Annotated in this window: 18 protein-coding genes; 8 read left to right on the top strand and 10 right to left on the bottom strand. The window is 42.8% G+C overall.

The genetic code is table 11. The features are described from left to right. Window positions 1-77 precede the first annotated feature (77 nt). The 7 genes from G8D99_RS00600 (at window position 78) to urtE (ending at window position 8,450) form a co-directional block, all read left to right on the top strand. Window positions 78-662: a YqiA/YcfP family alpha/beta fold hydrolase gene (locus G8D99_RS00600; protein WP_166321650.1), complete on the top strand. Its 585-nt coding sequence runs from the start codon at window positions 78-80 to the stop codon at window positions 660-662. Window positions 663-676: 14 nt separating this feature from the next. Then, window positions 677-2,557, top strand: a complete 1,881-nt coding sequence (gene parE / locus G8D99_RS00605; protein ID WP_166321652.1) for a DNA topoisomerase IV subunit B — start codon at window positions 677-679, stop codon at window positions 2,555-2,557. 255 nt (window positions 2,558-2,812) lie between these two features. After that, complete coding sequence (urtA, locus tag G8D99_RS00610; protein WP_166321654.1) at window positions 2,813-4,096, top strand: urea ABC transporter substrate-binding protein; 1,284 nt, start codon at window positions 2,813-2,815, stop codon at window positions 4,094-4,096. Window positions 4,097-4,184: 88 nt separating this feature from the next. Beyond that, complete coding sequence (gene urtB, locus G8D99_RS00615; protein WP_166321656.1) at window positions 4,185-5,840, top strand: urea ABC transporter permease subunit UrtB; 1,656 nt, start codon at window positions 4,185-4,187, stop codon at window positions 5,838-5,840. Between the two features lie 5 nt (window positions 5,841-5,845). Beyond that, entirely contained in the window at window positions 5,846-6,916 is a 1,071-nt protein-coding gene (gene urtC, locus G8D99_RS00620) for an urea ABC transporter permease subunit UrtC (protein WP_166321658.1), read from the top strand. Then, window positions 6,917-7,741 (top strand): urea ABC transporter ATP-binding protein UrtD, encoded by an 825-nt coding sequence (gene urtD / locus G8D99_RS00625; RefSeq protein WP_166321660.1) that lies wholly within the window; start codon window positions 6,917-6,919, stop codon window positions 7,739-7,741. 10 nt (window positions 7,742-7,751) lie between these two features. Then, window positions 7,752-8,450, top strand: a complete 699-nt coding sequence (urtE, locus tag G8D99_RS00630; protein WP_166321662.1) for an urea ABC transporter ATP-binding subunit UrtE — start codon at window positions 7,752-7,754, stop codon at window positions 8,448-8,450. Window positions 8,451-8,516: 66 nt separating this feature from the next. Here urtE and G8D99_RS00635 read toward each other — a convergent pair whose 3' ends face one another. The 4 genes from G8D99_RS00635 to alc all read right to left on the bottom strand — a co-directional run bounded on the left by G8D99_RS00635 (window position 8,517) and on the right by alc (window position 11,794). Then, entirely contained in the window at window positions 8,517-9,230 is a 714-nt protein-coding gene (locus G8D99_RS00635; RefSeq protein WP_166321664.1) for a DUF4145 domain-containing protein, read from the bottom strand. A 169-nt stretch (window positions 9,231-9,399) separates the two neighbouring features. Beyond that, window positions 9,400-10,122: a hypothetical protein gene (locus tag G8D99_RS00640; RefSeq protein WP_166321666.1), complete on the bottom strand. Its 723-nt coding sequence runs from the start codon at window positions 10,120-10,122 to the stop codon at window positions 9,400-9,402. Between the two features lie 75 nt (window positions 10,123-10,197). Next, window positions 10,198-10,698: an ureidoglycolate lyase gene (locus tag G8D99_RS00645; RefSeq protein WP_166321668.1), complete on the bottom strand. Its 501-nt coding sequence runs from the start codon at window positions 10,696-10,698 to the stop codon at window positions 10,198-10,200. A 91-nt stretch (window positions 10,699-10,789) separates the two neighbouring features. Then, the gene (gene alc / locus G8D99_RS00650) at window positions 10,790-11,794 is read right to left on the bottom strand and encodes an allantoicase (protein WP_166321670.1); all 1,005 of its coding nucleotides are present in this window, start codon (window positions 11,792-11,794) and stop codon (window positions 10,790-10,792) included. Window positions 11,795-12,007: 213 nt separating this feature from the next. On the opposite strand from alc, the gene hpxO reads away from it, so the two are divergent. Beyond that, window positions 12,008-13,165 (top strand): FAD-dependent urate hydroxylase HpxO, encoded by a 1,158-nt coding sequence (gene hpxO, locus G8D99_RS00655; RefSeq protein WP_166321672.1) that lies wholly within the window; start codon window positions 12,008-12,010, stop codon window positions 13,163-13,165. A 148-nt stretch (window positions 13,166-13,313) separates the two neighbouring features. On the opposite strand, the gene G8D99_RS00660 is transcribed toward hpxO, so the two are convergent. From G8D99_RS00660 to puuE, 6 genes are all read right to left on the bottom strand, one after another. Continuing rightward, entirely contained in the window at window positions 13,314-13,817 is a 504-nt protein-coding gene (locus G8D99_RS00660; protein ID WP_166321674.1) for a GNAT family N-acetyltransferase, read from the bottom strand. Window positions 13,818-13,914: 97 nt separating this feature from the next. After that, window positions 13,915-14,643, bottom strand: a complete 729-nt coding sequence (locus G8D99_RS00665) for an outer membrane protein OmpK (protein ID WP_166321676.1) — start codon at window positions 14,641-14,643, stop codon at window positions 13,915-13,917. A 117-nt stretch (window positions 14,644-14,760) separates the two neighbouring features. Beyond that, window positions 14,761-16,125 carry a nucleobase:cation symporter-2 family protein gene (locus tag G8D99_RS00670; protein ID WP_166321678.1) on the bottom strand — a complete coding sequence of 455 codons (1,365 nt, stop codon included), beginning with the start codon at window positions 16,123-16,125 and terminating at the stop codon, window positions 14,761-14,763. 70 nt (window positions 16,126-16,195) lie between these two features. Then, complete coding sequence (uraH, locus tag G8D99_RS00675) at window positions 16,196-16,516, bottom strand: hydroxyisourate hydrolase (RefSeq protein ID WP_166321680.1); 321 nt, start codon at window positions 16,514-16,516, stop codon at window positions 16,196-16,198. After that, entirely contained in the window at window positions 16,513-17,016 is a 504-nt protein-coding gene (gene uraD, locus G8D99_RS00680) for a 2-oxo-4-hydroxy-4-carboxy-5-ureidoimidazoline decarboxylase (RefSeq protein WP_166321682.1), read from the bottom strand. Before uraD ends, uraH begins: the two co-directional genes overlap by 4 nt. 145 nt (window positions 17,017-17,161) lie before the next feature. Further along, entirely contained in the window at window positions 17,162-18,124 is a 963-nt protein-coding gene (gene puuE / locus G8D99_RS00685; RefSeq protein WP_166321684.1) for an allantoinase PuuE, read from the bottom strand. Window positions 18,125-18,354: the final 230 nt, after the last annotated feature.

The raw sequence follows: 18,354 nt of genomic DNA on the forward strand, positions 1-18,354 counted from the left end.
ACAAAACTTAAACAAAGTTGTGATTCAGTTCACACTAAAACTAAAGCAGATCATTTTCAAATGCAAACGAAACGTTCATGAATATCATCTATCTGCATGGCTTTAAAAGTAGTGCTTTATCGATCAAAGGACAACAGTTAAAGCAGTATTTTGTGCATGACCAAAATGTACAGGTGCATTTACCGGATTTAAATCAACCGCCGTGCATTGTGCTGCAAGAGATGTCGGCATTGATTGAATCATTGGATCAGGTCGCTTTGGTCGGCAGTAGTTTAGGTGGCTTTTATGCGACACAATTGGTCGCAAAATATGGCGTGCCTGCTGTTTTAATTAATCCAGCTATGCGACCATGGCAACTGTTTCGCGAGTTGTTCGGTTCGAGTGCTATTCCGCTAAAAGTCACCGAGGATTGGACTTTGAATGATGCACAACTTGATCAGTTAGCCGAAATGGCGGTGCCATTTGTGCAAGATGCAGACAAAATTTTGGTTCTGCTGCAACAAGGTGATGAAGTTTTGGATTATCGTGCAGCGCAGCGTTATTATAGCGCGGGAGAGCGCCACGCCTTAATCATCACTGAGGCGAAGGGCAATCATGCGATGGAAGATTTCGCGGACAAAATTCCAATGGCATATCAGTTTTTATCGGACTGCATAAAATAAGGAAACAGTACAACGTGTCTCAATATACGGCTCAATCACTTGAAGTTTTATCTGGTTTAGATCCGGTACGTCGCCGTCCCGGCATGTATACCGATACCACTCGCCCAAACCATTTGGCGCAAGAGGTCATTGATAACTCGGTCGATGAAGCACTTGCAGGACACGCCAACAAAATTACGGTCACAGTCTATAAAGATGGTTCATTGTCGGTGGAAGACAACGGTCGAGGGATGCCGGTCGATATTCACCCTGAATATGGTCAAAGCGGGATCGAAATCATTCTGACCAAACTGCATGCCGGTGGTAAATTCAGCACCGATAACTACCAATTTTCAGGCGGTTTGCATGGGGTGGGAATTTCGGTGGTGAATGCACTATCGATTCGAGTTGAAGTTGAAGTTCAGCGTCAAGGTAACCTCTACAAAATGGCTTTTGAGCAAGGTGCGCCTGTGGGCCCACTTGAAGTCCTTGAAGGTAAAGCACCGAAACGTGCCACGGGCACCCGTGTTCATTTTTGGCCTGAAGCCAAATATTTCGACTCACCAAAATTTGCATTAAAAGCACTTAAACATAATTTAAAAGCCAAAGCGGTTTTAGCAGCCGGCTTGCAGATTACTTATATCGATCAAATTAACGATGAAAAAATCGTATGGCAATTTGAAAATGGTTTGGTCGACTATTTGATGGATGAATTGGAAGATCGTGAAATTCTTCCAAGCCCTGCTTTTGTGGCGACAGGTGATGCTGAACGTGCCAGTGCGGAATTTGCCATTTGTTGGAATGCTGAAGGTGGCGAACAGATTCAAGAGTCTTATGTGAACTTGATTCCAACGGCACAGGGCGGTACGCATGTGAACGGCTTACGTTCAGGCGTGACCGATGCGATGCGTGAGTTCTGTGAACTGCGTAACCTGCTGCCGCGTAATTTGAAATTGGCTGCCGAAGATGTCTGGGATGGAGTGAACTATATTCTGTCACTCAAATTCCAAGAACCACAATTCTCAGGGCAGACCAAAGAGCGTCTTTCAAGCCGTGAAGCGGTGAGTGTGGTACAGAACATTGCGAAGGATGCGTTTGCACTATGGCTGAACCAAAACTCTGAAGTGGCAATGCAATTGGCCGAGTTGGTGATTGCCAAAGCGGGTCGTCGTCTAAAAGCTGCGAAAAAAGTTGAACGTAAAAAGATTGTTTCAGGCCCGACTTTACCGGGTAAATTGTCGGATTGTGTGGGACATGATCTAGATCAATCAGAACTGTTTATTGTTGAGGGTGATTCGGCAGGTGGTTCAGCCAAACAAGCCCGTGATAAGAATTTCCAAGCGATCATGCCAATTCGCGGTAAGATTTTGAATACTTGGGAAGTGTCTTCAGATGAAGTGTTGGCTTCTCAAGAAGTGCATAATATTGCCATTGCGATTGGGGTCGATCCGGGTTCTGACGATTTGTCTGAACTGCGTTATGGCAAGATCTGTATTTTGGCCGATGCCGACTCAGACGGTTTGCATATTGCGACTTTATTGTGCGCTTTATTTGTGAAGCACTTCCGCACCTTGGTGGAAGAAGGGCACCTTTATGTGGCAATGCCACCGCTGTATCGTATTGATGACGCCAAAGATGTGCACTATGCGCTGGATGATGCGGAACTTGAGGGCATTTTGAAAAAAACCAAAACCAAGAATCCACAAATTACCCGATTCAAAGGTTTGGGCGAGATGAATGCCAGTCAACTGCGTGAAACCACGCTTGATCCAAATACCCGTCGTTTGGTGCAATTGGACTTAGATGATATGCAATTTACCGCAGGTTTACTGGATAAATTGTTGGCGAAAAAACGTTCCGGTGACCGTAAGGATTGGTTAGAACAAAAAGGGAATTTGGCAGATATTATTGTTTAATCGCTCATCTGTTTTGTTAGATGAAACGGCTCGCATATCGCGGGCCTTTTTTATTTTTATAGGCTTTTAAACGGCTCATTTTGATCAATTAAATGATTCATCCGTACGTATTCAGAGGCTCGCTCCAATCGGCTTGGCACAGAAATTGAATAGCCTAGTACAGAAAACTAGTACAGAAAATTAGTACAGAAATTCAGTACAGAAAATAAACAACGCTGCATTTCAACGTGACCAACGCTGTGGAGAATGAAAACGATGTTTCAACAAAAAATACTGTCAAAAACTGTAGTTGCATTGGCGATGATGGGGAGCCTTGCATTAACCGGATGTTCAAAGCCTACGGAAAAAACTGCTGAAGCGAAACCTGAAGCGAAAGCCCCTGCTACGAGTGGTGACACGATTAAGGTCGGGATTCTGCACTCACTCTCAGGCACAATGGCTATTTCAGAAACCTCACTGAAAGACACTGCAATGATGGCGATCAATGAGATCAATGCCAATGGTGGTGTACTGGGTAAAAAGCTCGAACCGATTGTGGTGGACCCTGCATCGGATTGGCCATTATTTGCGGAAAAAGCCCGTCAGTTGCTGACCCAAGACAAAGTAGCGGTGATCTTTGGGGGATGGACCTCAGTATCACGTAAGTCAGTGTTGCCGGTGGTGGAAGAACTGAATGGTTTAATGTTCTATCCGGTGCAATATGAAGGGCAGGAACAGTCTAAAAATATTTTCTATACCGGAGCAGCACCGAACCAACAGGCCATTCCTGCAGTTGAATATTTGATGAGTGAGGAGGGGGGCAAAGCAGAGCGTTTTGTTCTACTTGGTACGGACTATGTTTACCCACGGACCACCAACAAAATTTTGCGTGCTTTCTTAAAGTCTAAAGGCGTTGATGAAAAAGACATTATGGAAGAGTACACGCCATTTAGTCACAGCAACTATCAAACCATAGTCGGCAATATCAAGAAATTCTCAGCAGGGAAAAAGACTGCGGTGATTTCGACGATCAATGGTGACTCCAATGTACCGTTCTACCGAGAATTAGGTAACCAAGGCATCAAAGCCTCAGATATTCCAGTCATGGCATTCTCAGTAGGGGAAGAAGAACTGCGTGGTATTGATGCCAAACCTCTGGTCGGTCATTTGGCGGCATGGAACTACTTCATGTCGGTGAAGAATCCAGTTAACAGCAAATTTATTGATAAATACAAGCAATTTGCAGTGGAATACAAACTTCCAAATGCAGCCAAAGTGGTGACCAATGACCCGATGGAAGCGACCTATGTCGGTATCCATATGTGGAAGCAAGCGGTTGAAAAAGCGGGCAGTACTGATGTTGATAAAGTTCGTGAAGCGATGGCAGGTCAGACTTTTGCTGCACCTTCAGGCTATACCTTGAAAATGGATGAAACCAACCATCACTTACACAAACCTGTGATGATTGGTGAAATTCGTGCAGATGGTCAATTTGATGTGGTCTATAAAACACCGACTGTAATCAAAGCGGAGCCTTGGAGCCCGTATATTCCTAAATAAGTTGTGCTTGCCTGCGGTGTTTTATCGCAGGCTTTTTTTTGTACTTTTTTCCCGCAAAGGGATGTTGCCCTCAATAGGGAGATTTCGCATGATTTGCCGTATAAATTACGCCATAATTCTACTGATTATTACTCAAATTTTTCTACTGCAACATTTATATGCAGAGACTTCCACTTCTCCTGAATCAGCATCACCGATCAATGCACCAAATACAGTTTTAACGACATCTGGCGATGCGATTCAGCAATTTGTCCAAGCTGAATTTGCTCAGCGTCGTGCCATGCTCAACAACTGGCCGGCAAGTATTGAACAATTGGATCAGTTGGTGGCTTATATTGACCAAAATGAACTGTATAGCGATGGTTCAGGGCAAACCTATATTTTAAAAAGCGAAGACACGTTACTGAGTTATCCTGAGCAAACGCCAGTCGCAACATGGCCTTCGGATTTGAATCAAGTCACTTTGGTGAATACCTTACGTAAGGCACTGAGTTTTGGACAAGCCAAAGCCAAACTGAAATCGGATGACACGCGTCAGCGTTTAGATGCGATTGATATTTTAGAAAATAATATCAATGAACTAAATATAAAAGACATCAATACACTGTATTTAAAAGAAAAAAATAGCAACGTCAAAGCACGCTTAGAACAGCTCAAAGCACGGATGGATTTTTCAAGTTCAGACGTATTGACCCAAATCCAAGCCACGAAAATACTCAAACAATCGAATCGTCCCGATGTTTTGGCACTGATTGAACAGCGTTTAGAACAGCCGAATCTACATCCCGATCTAAAAGCAGCATTACTGGATGCTAAAGGCAGTATTAAAACCCGTTTACAGTTGAGTGAATGGAGCGGACACGTCTTTTCAGGACTCAGTACAGCGAGTATTTTACTGTTGGCAGCACTTGGCCTTGCGATTACCTATGGTCTGCTGGGTGTGATCAACATGGCGCATGGTGAATTGATCATGATTGGGGCTTATACCACCTATGTGATTCAAGGACTGTTTAAAACCCATTTAGCAGGCTATGACGATTGGTACTTGATTGCCGCGATCCCTGCGGCATTTGTAGTCAGTGCTTTAATTGGCATGTTGATTGAACGAGTCATCATCCGTCCTTTATATGGTCGTCAACTTGAAACGCTACTGGCCACTTTTGGGGTGAGTCTGATTCTGATGCAAGGGGTGCGTATGCTGTTTGGTGCGCAAAATGTCGAAGTATCGAATATCTCATGGCTATCCGGTGGGATCTCAATTACGCCAAGTTTGATGCTGCCCTATAACCGCATTGCCATCATTGTATTCACTGTCGCAGTACTGCTTCTTTTGGTTTATCTACTGAATAAAACTCGCTTTGGTTTATTTGTTCGTGCGGTCACGCAAAACCGTCAAATGGCACGCGCTGTCGGGATTCGTTCAAGCCGAATTGACATGATGGCCTTTGGCTTAGGTTCAGGACTGGCAGGGCTTGCAGGCTGTGCTTTGGCGCAAGTGGGCAATGTTGGCCCTGACTTGGGGCAAAACTACATTATCGATGCTTTCTTGGTGGTCGTGGTCGGTGGCGTGGGACAAGTTTGGGGTGCAGTGCTGGCAGCCTTGGGTCTAGGCATTAGTGGCACAGTTCTTGAAATTGGAATCGGTGCTGTGCTTGCGAAAATTGTACTGTTGGTTCTTGTGATTTTGTTTATTCAAAAACGTCCACAAGGTTTATTCGCCATTAAAGGTCGATTTGTGGAGTAAGCTGAATGAAGATTACACATTTATTATCGGATAAACCCTACAGTGCGGTGCTGATCGCACTCTGTTTTGCAGTGATGTTGATTTTACCGTGGTTGCATCTGTTACCTGCGGATTCAGCACTGCATCTCTCCGCTTATTGGGTGACGCTGATTGGCAAAATCATGTGCTTGGCTTTGGTGGCTTTAGCCCTTGATTTGGTGTGGGGTTATGCAGGCATTTTAAGCCTTGGGCATGGTTTGTATTTTGCCTTGGGTGGTTATGCCTTTGGCATGTATCTGATGCGTGAGTCAGCAGGTGAAAGTTTGCCTGACTTTATGCGTTTCCTCAGTTGGACTGAACTGCCTTGGTATTGGATTGGAACAGAGCATCTCTGGTGGGCATTGGCATTGGTGGTACTCGCACCTGGATTGATCGCCTTTATCTTTGGCTACTTTGCTTTCCGCTCGAAAATCAAAGGCGTGTATTTCTCGATTATTACTCAAGCCATGACCTTTGCAGCAGCACTCTTGTTTTTCCGCAATGAAACAGGTTTTGGCGGTAACAATGGTTTTACGGGTTTTAAAACTATTTTGGGCATGGACATTACTTCGGCCTCCATGCGTGCAACATTGTGCTTTATCACCGCATTGGTGTTGATGTTGAGCTTCATCGGTTTGCGTCATCTTATGAATAAACCTTATGGTCGTGTACTCGGTGCAATTCGTGACAGTGAAAACCGTCTGCAATATTTGGGCTATCGTACCCTATGGTACAAGCTGTCTGCATGGGTGCTTTCAGCAGTGATTGCAGGGATTGCAGGAGCGCTGTATGTCCCTCAAGCAGGGATTATCAATCCAAGTGAAATGAACCCTGTTAACTCGATTGAAATGGCGGTGTGGGTCGCAGCAGGCGGACGTGGCACGCTCATTGGTCCAATTCTTGGTGCAGGACTGATTAATGGCGTGAAAACTTATTTCACCGTGGCCTATCCAGAAGCGTGGTTATTGATTTTAGGAGCGTTATTTATTGTAGTAACCATTTTCCTACCGAAAGGGGTGATTGGCTTGTTTGACCGCTTTAAGAAGGAGAAAAACTAAATGTCTGATTTAGGTTTACATGCACCGCATGGGGGTCAAGCACAGGAAGCGTATGGACGTCCGAAAGAAATTGGGCCGGATTTCACCCATGGGATTGCGCTGTATTTGGAAAAAGTCAGCGTGTGGTTTGATGCCTTTCGTGCTTTGAATGACTTGTCTCTCTACATCAAAGAGGGTGAATTACGTTGCATCATTGGACCCAATGGTGCAGGCAAAACCACCTTGATGGATGTGATTACAGGCAAAACCCGACCGACTGAAGGGACCGCATTTTTTGGTCAAAACTATGATCTTGCCAAGATGAGTACTGAACAAATTGCAGAAGCGGGCATTGGGCGTAAATTCCAAAAGCCCACCGTGTTTGAAAATTTCACTGTCATGGAAAATTTATTGCTTGCTGCGCCTAAAGATAAACGGGTCAAAAAAAGCTTTTTTTCTAAGCTCGATCCCGATGCACAACTGGCTTTAGATGAATCCTTGACTCAAATTCGACTGCAAGAATTCGTGAATAAACCTGCAGGCTTACTGTCACATGGTCAAAAGCAGTGGCTAGAGATTGGTATGTTGCTCATGCAACGACCTAAGCTAATTCTGCTCGATGAACCTGTGGCAGGTATGACCGATGCTGAAACGGAACGTACCGCAGAACTATGTTTGGAGCTCAAGAAAAATCACACCTTGGTGGTGGTGGAGCATGACATGAGCTTTATCGACGCCATCAGTGAAAAAGTCACAGTACTTGCGCAGGGGGCGATTTTGGCTGAGGGCACATTGGCGGAAGTCCAAGCCAATGAAGATGTAATTGAAAAGTATTTAGGGCGTTAAGGAGCAGACCATGTTAGAAGTCAAAGACGTCAATCAGTTTTATGGGGGCAGTCATATTTTACGTGATGTGTCCTTCACTGCCCCTGTCGGTGAATGCTCTGTAGTTTTGGGGCGTAATGGTGTCGGTAAAACCACGCTTTTAAAATGCCTCATGGGAATTTTACCGATCAAATCAGGTCAAATTTTATTGGATGGACAAGACATTTCAAAACTGAGCCCTGAACAGCGTGTTCGTGCAGGTTTGGCTTATGTCCCCCAAGGTCGCGATATTTTTTCAACCTTATCCGTAGAAGAGAATATCCTCATTGGGATGGCGAAATTTAAAGGTGCGAAAACTAAAAAAGTGCCTGAGCATCTTTATGAAATTTTTCCTGTGCTCGATGAAATGAAGCATCGTCGTGGGGGCGATTTATCGGGTGGTCAACAACAACAGTTAGCCATTGCTCGTGCGTTGGCATCTGAACCTCGGGTGCTTATTTTAGATGAACCAACGGAAGGCATTCAGCCATCTATCATTAAAGACATCGGGCGGGTGATTCGTAAACTTGCTGATGGGGGGGAAATGGCAATTGTACTGGTTGAGCAGTTCTATGACTTTGCTGAAGAACTTGCTGATGCTTATACCGTCATGGCACGTGGGCAGGTGGTGGCGCAAGGTGTGGGTAGCGAAATGCCTGAGAAAGGGATTAAGGATTTAGTGGCGATTTAATCAAAGCTTCCTCTCCCTTTGGGAGAGGGAAAAGCCTCCCTTTTTTAAAGGGAGGTTTGGAGGGATTTAATTTGTCGCTTTACGTTCTTCTTGTTTTGTCTCATTAATCGCTTTGATACTTTGTAATCGCTCTTGTCTTCGATGCCTTGCGATATACCATTCTTCTAATAATAATTCGATTAATTCAATGAGTTTTTGTGCTTCATCAGGGGCAACATCAATGATCAAATTGATGTTTTTTTCCATATGAGCACCGATGTTCCCAAGTTGACGTACTGCATTAATTGCATCGAAAATCAAAGGATCTACTTTTTCTTCAATTTGATCAATTTCTTTATTGAGATTATCAGGTTTGACTTCCCAAAAATCGCGTAATATTCCCTGTAAACAACGACGCGCTAAAGTTGCTGAGGCTTTAGGGCTTAAATCTCGAATCTTACATGCTTCTTCGTAATCATTAAGAATAGGGAAAGGGATGTAACTAGGAAAAATTTTGGCTTGGGAGAAAGGTCTCAATTGCCACTTTTCCAATAGTGAATCTGTTGAAGAGTTAAATATTGCAGAATCGCCCATGAATAGAGAAATATCTCTATGTAAAGAAGCTGATATTACGACTTCAGCACATGATGTATTTGGACAAACAATTACATAGGTATTTAGGCATAATTGTCTTTCAAATTTATTTGATAAGTGAAAAGTGTTACTCGCATTTGAAATATTATTTTGAGTTATATAGCATTTATGATTGCAATACGGACATTCCCAAGTAAAGTTAGACATAGATATTCCTAATTATTTGAATAAATTAAGAATATTCTATCGAATAAAAATTAGACTTTATAGTGCATTATTCAGAAATTTGAATATTGAGATCTAACTAAAAACATCACAATTATGACCACTGCCAATCTAACAGCAGAATCACTCAGACTCTCTAAAGTTAAAAGATCTATTCCACCCTTAAATAGGTACCCTGTGCCGCAACATTATGACCAAAACCACAGCTCATGATGTTGGTTTCTTTGACTTGAACAAATTGACCTTGTTTAGCGTCAAAACCAAATTTCAAATCAACTTTGCAGTCATCTAAATGATATGAAGCTTGGGTATTTTTCAGCGGCATTTGTGTACTAAATTCACCCATGTTCGGTCCATAGATTAAGCTTCGTGCACCCATATAGAGTCCATTAAATTCAATCTCATAAGCATTTTTTATATGTTTAACCGTGATGGTATTCCATTGCCCAAATCCTGCATGCTGCACATATTTGCCCACCCAACTTGTAGACTTTGTGGGATTCGGCAGTTGGCGCAAATTAAACTGGGTACTTTTCATTTCAGGAAAAACTGAAAACCACGAGCGTGCCCAACCATATTGCCCCAGTTTGGCATAGGTGAGCCCGACATTATTAAAGGCGGTGCTAATAGCTTGCTCAGAAAATGAGATGCCACTTTCTTCACGATTGACGTCACAAAAGGATGACCATGCTGCTTGTTGTTGAAAGGGAATCAAGGCTTTTTGATAGTGTTTCTGATCATAAAGTTGCTTGCCTAGCAGGGCATTGCTTTTGACTTTATTACATTGAGTACGGAGTTCTTGCTCAAAGCTCATCTCAGCAAAAGCGCCTGAACTGAAAGCCAACAGGCCTAAGCTGAAGATTACTTTATTCATAGTTTGACTCGATTGAATGATCTTATATCCAAAATAGTTGGAGATGAAGATAAATACAATCCAGTCTATAGGATTTTAAGCTTTGATCTCTATGGCATTTGGGAATTGAAATACATCACAATTATGTCCACCGCCAATACGATCCACCACAGCAAAATCACTTGGAGACTCAAGAGTAAGCAGTGGATGATGCCATGTTCCCGCCCGATAATTCACCCCTTGTTTTCCATCGGTAATAAAAGCACAAAGCTGAGACAAATCAGGTTCATCCGCATTTAAACTGGGTGCAACCACCACCAAAAAACGCTGCCCTTGCATCGGAATAAAGGCCTGCGAACCAATCGGATGCCGTTCTAACATTGAAATCTGAAAAGGAATAGTGGTGGTTTTGATGTTTCTAAAAATACTGATTCCTGTACGTGCTTCGCCTACAATTTCAGTCTGTACCAAAGCGTGATAACGCTCAGTGTGCGCATCATTAATATGGAAAAAATCATTGCCTGTACAACTGATAACTTCGCCAAAAGGTGCAAAATTTTCATGTGTAAGTGTTTGAATTTGAATGGTCATACTCATGTTTTATTTCTAATATCGTGATGTATGGAATCACCTTCAACATAACATAGCGATTCCATACACGCATATTTATTTAAAAAAAGATGCAAAATTAAGCAATTTTACCCCATAAACGAATACGGCTAATACCGCCGTCAGGAATCATATTGACTCGAATATACGAGATCTTTTCATGCGCTAAAATTTCATTGATGAAGCTATGAATATGATCCATTTGCATCGGCTGTGCGTCTAACAGGAAAGGCCAGAACATACTTTGTGGAATCAGTTGTGGATCAGTCGCATCTTCAATATAAATCGCTTGAATCGACACTTCTGCAGGGTAGTTGCCTTTGAAATGTGCCGTATCGATGTCAATTTTCTCGATTTTGCCGGCTTGTCCCAAAGCTAAAATACACCAATCAAAACCGGGTGCACGACGACGTTTGGTTTCCCAACCATCGCCCATATTGATGCCACGTCCCGGATTGATCAAATTACGTGGGTGTCCAAAATGTGCATCGCTATAAGCAATCACACGACCGCCATTTTCCAAGGCCAGTAGATCAAGAATGTCTGTGCTATTTTGAAATTGCGGTTTAACTTCGCCATAAACGCGTAAACGTGCCACCCCCCCATCTGGATAAATTTTTAAACGAATATGGGTATAGATTGCATCATCTTGAATCTCAAAAAGATGATGCTGACTTGGCCCCAATATACTATTGGGTAAAATTGAGTGCCATTCTACAGTGCTTAAGTCACCATTTGGTGCAAAACAGGCTTCGAGCGCAGCAGAAGCCGGATAATTGCCTGAGAAAAATGTGGTATCGATATCTAATGCTTTAATTTTTCCTGCAACCCCAAGTTTGACAATGGCCCAGTCATAGCCTGCATGGCGCTTACGACGCGTCTCCCATCCATCCATCCATTTGCCATGATCATCAAACTTATCTTCGACAAAAATCGGTGCATCAAATTGCAACATGCGTTTTGCTTCAGCAAAAAATTCATCTGAACATTCAATGACTTTTGCACCAATTCGGGTATCTGCGAGGTTGGTCAGTTGCTGAATGTGTGCAGGGATTTCAAAAGCGGGTGCAAATAATGTTGCCATTTGGATCTTCCATTTCAAATTTTAAATTGATCTTGAGTTTTGTTCTAAAACAGTGAGTTTTTGGGTCGAACTTGCCACAAAAACAACGCACTAAGCGCTTTTAAAATGCACAGCATGTGCCAACTTAAAATATTTTCCTGCGCAAAATTAAAAATGGCACGGTTTTCGCTATTTAACGACAAGAACTAATTTAAAAATGAAGGAGTAAAAAAGATGGAGATTGCTATTATTGGTGCAGGTATGGGGGGGTTAACCACAGGAATTGCCTTAAAAAAATTCGGACACCAAGTCACCATCTTTGAACAAGCTGAGCAAATTTTACCGGTCGGTGCTGCGATTTCATTGTGGTCAAATGGGGTCAAATGTCTGAACTATTTAGGGCTGACCGAACAAGTCGCGAAACTGGGTGGGCAAATGGACAATCTGGCTTATGTCGATGGCTTAACAGGCGATGTGATGACCCAATTCAGCTTATATCCCTTGATTGAAGAAGTTGGGCAACGTCCTTATCCGGTATCACGTGCTGAATTACAAAACATGTTGATGGACGAATTTGGTCGAGACAATATTAAACTCGGCAAAAAAATGGTGGCACTTCAGGACAATGGTGAAGCGGTCACGGTACATTTTGCTGACGGCTCACAAGTCAAAGCAGATTTATTGGTGGGGGCAGATGGTACCCATTCCATTACACGGGCTTATGTCTTAGGCGAGCAGGTTGAACGCCGTTATGCCGGCTATGTCAATTGGAATGGACTGGTCGATATTGCCGAAGATTTAGCCCCAGCAGATCAGTGGACGACTTTTGTTGCAGAAGGAAAACGGGCGTCACTCATGCCTGTGGCAGACAATCGTTTCTATTTCTTCTTCGATGTGCCATTGGCGGTCGGTTTGGACAATGATCGCAGTCAATATCAAAGCAAGCTCAAAGAATATTTTAAAGGCTGGTGTCCACAGGTACAGACCTTGATCGACCGGATTGACCCACAAAAAACCAATCGTGTAGAAATCCACGACATTGAACCTTTTGCCGATTTTTACAAAGGACGGGTGGTGATTGTCGGCGATGCAGCCCATAGCACTACACCGGACATTGGGCAGGGTGGTTGCCAAGCCATGGAAGATGCCATTTATCTGGCACGAGCATTACAGATCAATACTTTGGGGCTTCAAGACTCTCTCAAGCGTTATCAAAACAAACGCAATGAACGCACCAGTGAAATGGTATTACGTGCGCGTAAACGCTGTGATGTGACGCATATGAAAGACGAGTTGGTGACCCAAGAATGGTATTCAGACTTAAGGAAAGAACAAGGTCCGCATATCATGAAAGGGATTATCAGTAATATTGTCGGTAACCCGCTCGACTAAATGCAGAGATCTCAATGATTTGTTCAATAGAATTAATCAAATAATAACAATAATTCAGCGTTAATCTCATTCTCAGCGAAGGGCGTCAGCCCTTTTTTTTATGCTGTTTTTTTCGCTACATTTATGGACTGATAGCATCTGTTTTAACTCAATCAAAGTTCAGTTGCATCAACACCAAATCTCGCCATTGACCAAATTTTTGACCGACTTGTGGCATATAACCCGTATGCTGAAAGCCGAGTTTTTCATGGAGTTTGATCGAGCCAATATTCTCATGATCAATTGCCGCCACCATCACATGCACCGCATGATCACGTGCATGATCAATCAGATGTTGCAGCAGTGCCTTGCCTAAGCCTCGACGTGCGTATTCAGGCGCGATAAAAATCGAATGTTCAACAGTGTGTTTAAACCCAACAATACTTCGAAAGCTTGAATAATCTGCATACCCTGCAATATGTCGATGTTCATCATCCACCACCACGAACAATGGAAAGTTCTGCGATTTTAAGTCTTCAAACCATTGCTGAAAATGGGCTGCATCAAAGGCTTGATCATTCCAATTGGCAACTTGATGCAACACCTCATGGTTATAAATTTCTTGAATACGTTGCAAGTCACAGGGTACAGCAGGGCGGATGCTAAAGGTCATGGTCAGCAGATCAAAAACGGGTATATGGTTATTTTACGTGAAAAAAAGCAAGGCATGCGCCTTGCTTAAAAAGAATTTAATCCGCTTATATTGGCTATTAGAAGTGGTATTTCACTAAAGCACTGACATCGTTTTGGCGTACGTTTGAACCAAATTTATTGTTCCAAAGTGAATGCTCGATACCGACATATAGCTTGGTGTCCGGAGAAATATGTTTACCCACATTCCATTTATATTGACTGGTCCAGTTCAATTCACTCTTATGACCGGGCTCATTTTCAGCAGTGGTCCAGTCCAAGAACGCATCCGCAAGGAATTCTTCACCGCCAAGCGTAAATGGGATACCGTAAGTGATGGTCATTTGGTAATCATCTTTTACTTTGTCATTGGATGCTTTATAGAAGTTAATCGATGCATATTGGAACTTAGGAATGGCCAAATCAAAGCCAATACCATAAAGAATATTATCAAAATTTAAACCATCTTGGTTATTCGATTCCCAAGTCGTCGCAATCAACACATCTTTAATTGGACCGAATGCTAATTTTTTGCCAGATACCGCACCTAAGCTTAAACGTGGTGAAAACTCGAAATAATTACTTTGGTCGTGATTGTCATCCCAAAGATGGTCATTGAAGAAGAATACATCACCATACTTAAGTTTTGCTGCATATTCTAAAGTTACCGTGGTGCGTTCATCTGTACCCAATTCATAGTTTTCACCGTATAAACCAGATACGCTGAAGTCTTGCCAAATCGGCTTGGCTTGAGACATTGCTGCTATAGAACCAATCGCACATGCAGCTAAAACTTGTGTAAATTTCATATAAAACATCCCCAGAGAAAGCGATTGAAATCATACCGATAATTAAGCAAAAATAAAGCCAAATTTTTAAAAATATTCAAATTAAGTGCATAATAATTTGGAAAATTTTACCATTTGTTAAATTTCATGTTGGGTTTTGATTAAAACTTTGTTGGCTAATTTTTGTTTAGGTTGAACAAAATCAAAGTGATAGAACAGGATATTCATCAGCATAGCCATTAAGCAAGTGGAGCTAATTCCGGAGTGAAAAAGTGTTTGTACCCATTTTGGAAAATGATGGTAAAAGCTTTGATCGATAATCGGAATCATCCCAGCAGCAATAGACGTCGCTACAATGATCAGATTGCGTTGGTCGTTATAATCAATTTTGGCTAAGGTGCGAATCCCACTTGCGGCCACGGTGCCAAATAACACTAAGCCTGCACCACCCAATACCGGAACAGGAATGGCAGCGATCAAACGACCCATCACCGGCAGTAAACCTAAAATCACCAAAATGATTCCACCGGCAGCCACCACAAAACGGCTTTTCACGCCGGTAATGGCAACTAAACCGACATTTTGCGCAAAAGCACTTTGCATGAAAGAACCAAAAACCGGTGCGATTGCACTTGAAAACATATCGGCTCGTAAACCATTGGAAATACGATTGGCATCGACTTTGGTTTCAACAATTTCACCCACCGCAATAATGTCTGCCGTGGTTTCAGTCATGATCACTAAAGTGACGATCAGCATCGATAAAATAGCAGTCAATTCGAGAGTGGGCAGTCCAAAAGCAAATAAGCTCGGCACTTGGAACCATGTGCCTTGGGATACTTGACTAAAATCGCCAAACCCTAGTGCAAAAGCCAAAATCGACCCAATCACGATCGCCAATAAAATAGACAAACGACGAGTGGTAGCATTTCGGGATAGGTTTAAAACAATCACAATCGCAAGCGTCATCAGCGCCAAACAAATGTTATGAAAACTGCCCCAGTCTTCCGCATTTTTATTTCCGCCCATCATCCAGCGGACCGCCACAGGCAATAGCGATAGTCCAATAATGGTAATCACACTTCCGGTCACGACAGGCGGGAAGAAACGGATAATTTTAGAAAAATAAGGCGCCAAGAAAAAACCAATCAGCGATGAAACAATCACTGCGCCATAGACCGCTTGTAAGCCACCGCCCGTGGTGACAATTGCGACCATGGTTGCCACACCGGCAAAAGACACGCCCTGTACCAACGGCAGTTTGGCCCCGATATATTTCACGCCAATGGTTTGTAAAATCGTGGCAAGACCACCCACAAACAATGCTGCTGCAATCAGTAAACCAATTTGCATCGCATTTAATCCGGCAGCCGTGCCGACAATTAAAGGCGGTGCAATAATCCCGCCATACATGGTCAACACATGTTGTAAGCCGTAGGCTACACTTTTTCCTGCGCCCAAATATTCATCTTCTGGTGAGATTATTTTTTCATGTTCTGTCATTTTTAATCCCTCTGATTTTTTATCTATTTTTCAATTCATGTGCTTTGGATCAGTCCACTAAACAGGGCACTTAACTGCCTCGATAGGTCGAGTAGGCAAAGGGGCTAATCAACAACGGAATGTGGTAATGCTGAGCAGTATCGGCAATTGAAAAATGAATCACGGCTTTGGGGAAAAAGGTGGGTAAACCCAAGCCTTGAAAATACGCTGCCGTGTAAAAAGCCAAACTGTAATTACCCATCTGATATTCATTCAAATGAAAATCACTGATACGACCATCTGCATTGGTTTTAGATTCAGCCAAAAGCTGATTGTTGGCATCAAAAAGTTGAACCACCACATCATGTGCAGGTTTACCTAAATGGGTATCTAAAATATGGGTACTGATCATGTGTTCACTTCCTGTGATAAACGTAATAAAGCGATTTCTGAGAGTTGCTGGTGCACAATGCGCTGTTCAGTCTTTCTATCATTGGTAAGGCGATAATTCAGTGCAGTCAGAATCTGTTGACTATCGAGCCCAGAAGCTTTGATTAAGAAAATAAAGCCATATTTTTTTTCATAGGCCACATTGCCTTGATAAATGGCATTTAAAGTGTCTTGGTCTTGCGATAAATTGGCTTGCTCACGACTGGAAAAGGCTTGTTCTTTGGCACTCAAGTCAGATTGCGCTTTCTTTTCGCCAATCCTTGGATGAGTATTTAAGGCAGCTAAAATTTCATCCCATTGCCATGTTTTGGCGCATTGTTCTGCATAAGCCATCAAATCGGCAGGTGAACCATAAGGACGTCGCTGGGTAATCTCCTCAGCCCAACGCTCAATATGTACGCAGTGTTTCAACAAGCTTTGGATACGATCAACATCAGCCAGATTAAATTCGGAAAGCAACACAATTAACCCTAAAATCAAAAAAACATAGAGCATAAATTGCAATAAGGATGCCAAAATCCATTTTAGTCATGCTTGCAAGGGCTGAATAAAAAAAGAGCACAAAAATGTGCTCTATAGTTGATATCAAACTACTTGATTTGATTGATTATGGTGCAAAATTTTGCTGCCAATGCGCTGCAATATCGCCACGACGGCAAATCCACACTTTTTCATGCGACTGGACATAATCGAGGAATTTTTGCAGTGCTTTAAAACGCGCAGGTCGCCCTAAAAGACGGCAATGCATGCCAATCGATAGCATTTTCGGTGCGGTTTCACCCTCGGCATACAGCACATCAAAAGCATCTTTCAAATACTGATAAAACTGTTCTGCATGATTAAAACCGCCAGCCGAACTGAATTTCATGTCATTGGTGTCGAGGGTATAGGGAATAATCAGATGCGGACGGGTTTGACCTTGTGCATTGGTCAGACTGCTCCAAAACGGCAAGTCATCACCATAGTAGTCACAGTCATATTGAATCTGTGGAAACTCTGCCAAAAGTTGACGCGTGTTCGGGCTGTCCCGTCCGGTGTACCAGCCAATCGGCGCTTTGCCAAATAAGGCTTCAAGCACGCTGATGGCTTGGTCCATATGCTGACGTTCAGTGTCTATATCGATGTTTTGATAGTGCAACCAACGTTGTCCATGTGATACCACATCGTAGTCTGCGTCTTTAATCGCTTGCACCACATAGGGGTTACGTGCCAAGGCCATGCCCACCCCAAAAATGGTCATAGGTAGTCCACGCTTCTTAAACTCTTGATGAATGCGCCAAAACCCTGCACGTGAGCCATATTCATACATAGAGTCCATCGACATATGTTTGGCATTAAAACTGGCAGCCCCGACAATCTCAGATAAAAACTGCTCTGAACTCAAATCACCATGCTCAACATGATTTTCACCGCCTTCCTCATAGTTCAACACAAATTGAACCGCGACACGTGCTTCGTTGGGCCATTTAGGATCAGGGGTTTGTCCATGATAGCCAATTAAATCACGTGAATAAGGGGTACTTTGAATGCTTTCAATCAGCTCCTGACCACGTAAGTAAGCGCTTGTCACAATGGGTTATCCTTTTATAAATTTTTTAAAATACTGCTTGCATAATTCTGTGTTAAGCCCGATATTCAAAGTATAAGGACACGAATCTGCAGACTCAAAAGTGTTCATCATTCAATGATAAGGAGATACTCCAGACAAGATTGAAGATGGTTCATGCGATGTAATCAGTAAGCGACAAACGTGCCAAGATAATAAGTTTTGCACAAAAATGATTCAGATAAAGAAAGAGG

It is taken from the genome of Acinetobacter lanii (assembly GCF_011578285.1).
In the GTDB taxonomy this organism is placed as follows: Bacteria; Pseudomonadota; Gammaproteobacteria; order Pseudomonadales; family Moraxellaceae; genus Acinetobacter; species Acinetobacter lanii.

Bases quoted from the DNA above. Each gene is read 5' to 3' on its own strand.
- G8D99_RS00600 (WP_166321650.1), top strand. From the start codon at position 78: ATGAATATCATCTATCTGCATGGCTTTAAAAGTAGTGCTTTATCGATC.
- urtA (WP_166321654.1), top strand. From the start codon at position 2,813: ATGTTTCAACAAAAAATACTGTCAAAAACTGTAGTTGCATTGGCGATG.
- urtB (WP_166321656.1), top strand. From the start codon at position 4,185: ATGATTTGCCGTATAAATTACGCCATAATTCTACTGATTATTACTCAA.
- urtC (WP_166321658.1), top strand. From the start codon at position 5,846: ATGAAGATTACACATTTATTATCGGATAAACCCTACAGTGCGGTGCTG.
- urtD (WP_166321660.1), top strand. From the start codon at position 6,917: ATGTCTGATTTAGGTTTACATGCACCGCATGGGGGTCAAGCACAGGAA.
- urtE (WP_166321662.1), top strand. From the start codon at position 7,752: ATGTTAGAAGTCAAAGACGTCAATCAGTTTTATGGGGGCAGTCATATT.
- G8D99_RS00635 (WP_166321664.1), bottom strand. From the start codon at position 9,230: ATGTCTAACTTTACTTGGGAATGTCCGTATTGCAATCATAAATGCTAT.
- G8D99_RS00640 (WP_166321666.1), bottom strand. From the start codon at position 10,122: ATGAATAAAGTAATCTTCAGCTTAGGCCTGTTGGCTTTCAGTTCAGGC.
- G8D99_RS00645 (WP_166321668.1), bottom strand. From the start codon at position 10,698: ATGAGTATGACCATTCAAATTCAAACACTTACACATGAAAATTTTGCA.
- alc (WP_166321670.1), bottom strand. From the start codon at position 11,794: ATGGCAACATTATTTGCACCCGCTTTTGAAATCCCTGCACACATTCAG.
- hpxO (WP_166321672.1), top strand. From the start codon at position 12,008: ATGGAGATTGCTATTATTGGTGCAGGTATGGGGGGGTTAACCACAGGA.
- G8D99_RS00660 (WP_166321674.1), bottom strand. From the start codon at position 13,817: ATGACCTTTAGCATCCGCCCTGCTGTACCCTGTGACTTGCAACGTATT.
- G8D99_RS00665 (WP_166321676.1), bottom strand. From the start codon at position 14,643: ATGAAATTTACACAAGTTTTAGCTGCATGTGCGATTGGTTCTATAGCA.
- G8D99_RS00670 (WP_166321678.1), bottom strand. From the start codon at position 16,125: ATGACAGAACATGAAAAAATAATCTCACCAGAAGATGAATATTTGGGC.
- uraH (WP_166321680.1), bottom strand. From the start codon at position 16,516: ATGATCAGTACCCATATTTTAGATACCCATTTAGGTAAACCTGCACAT.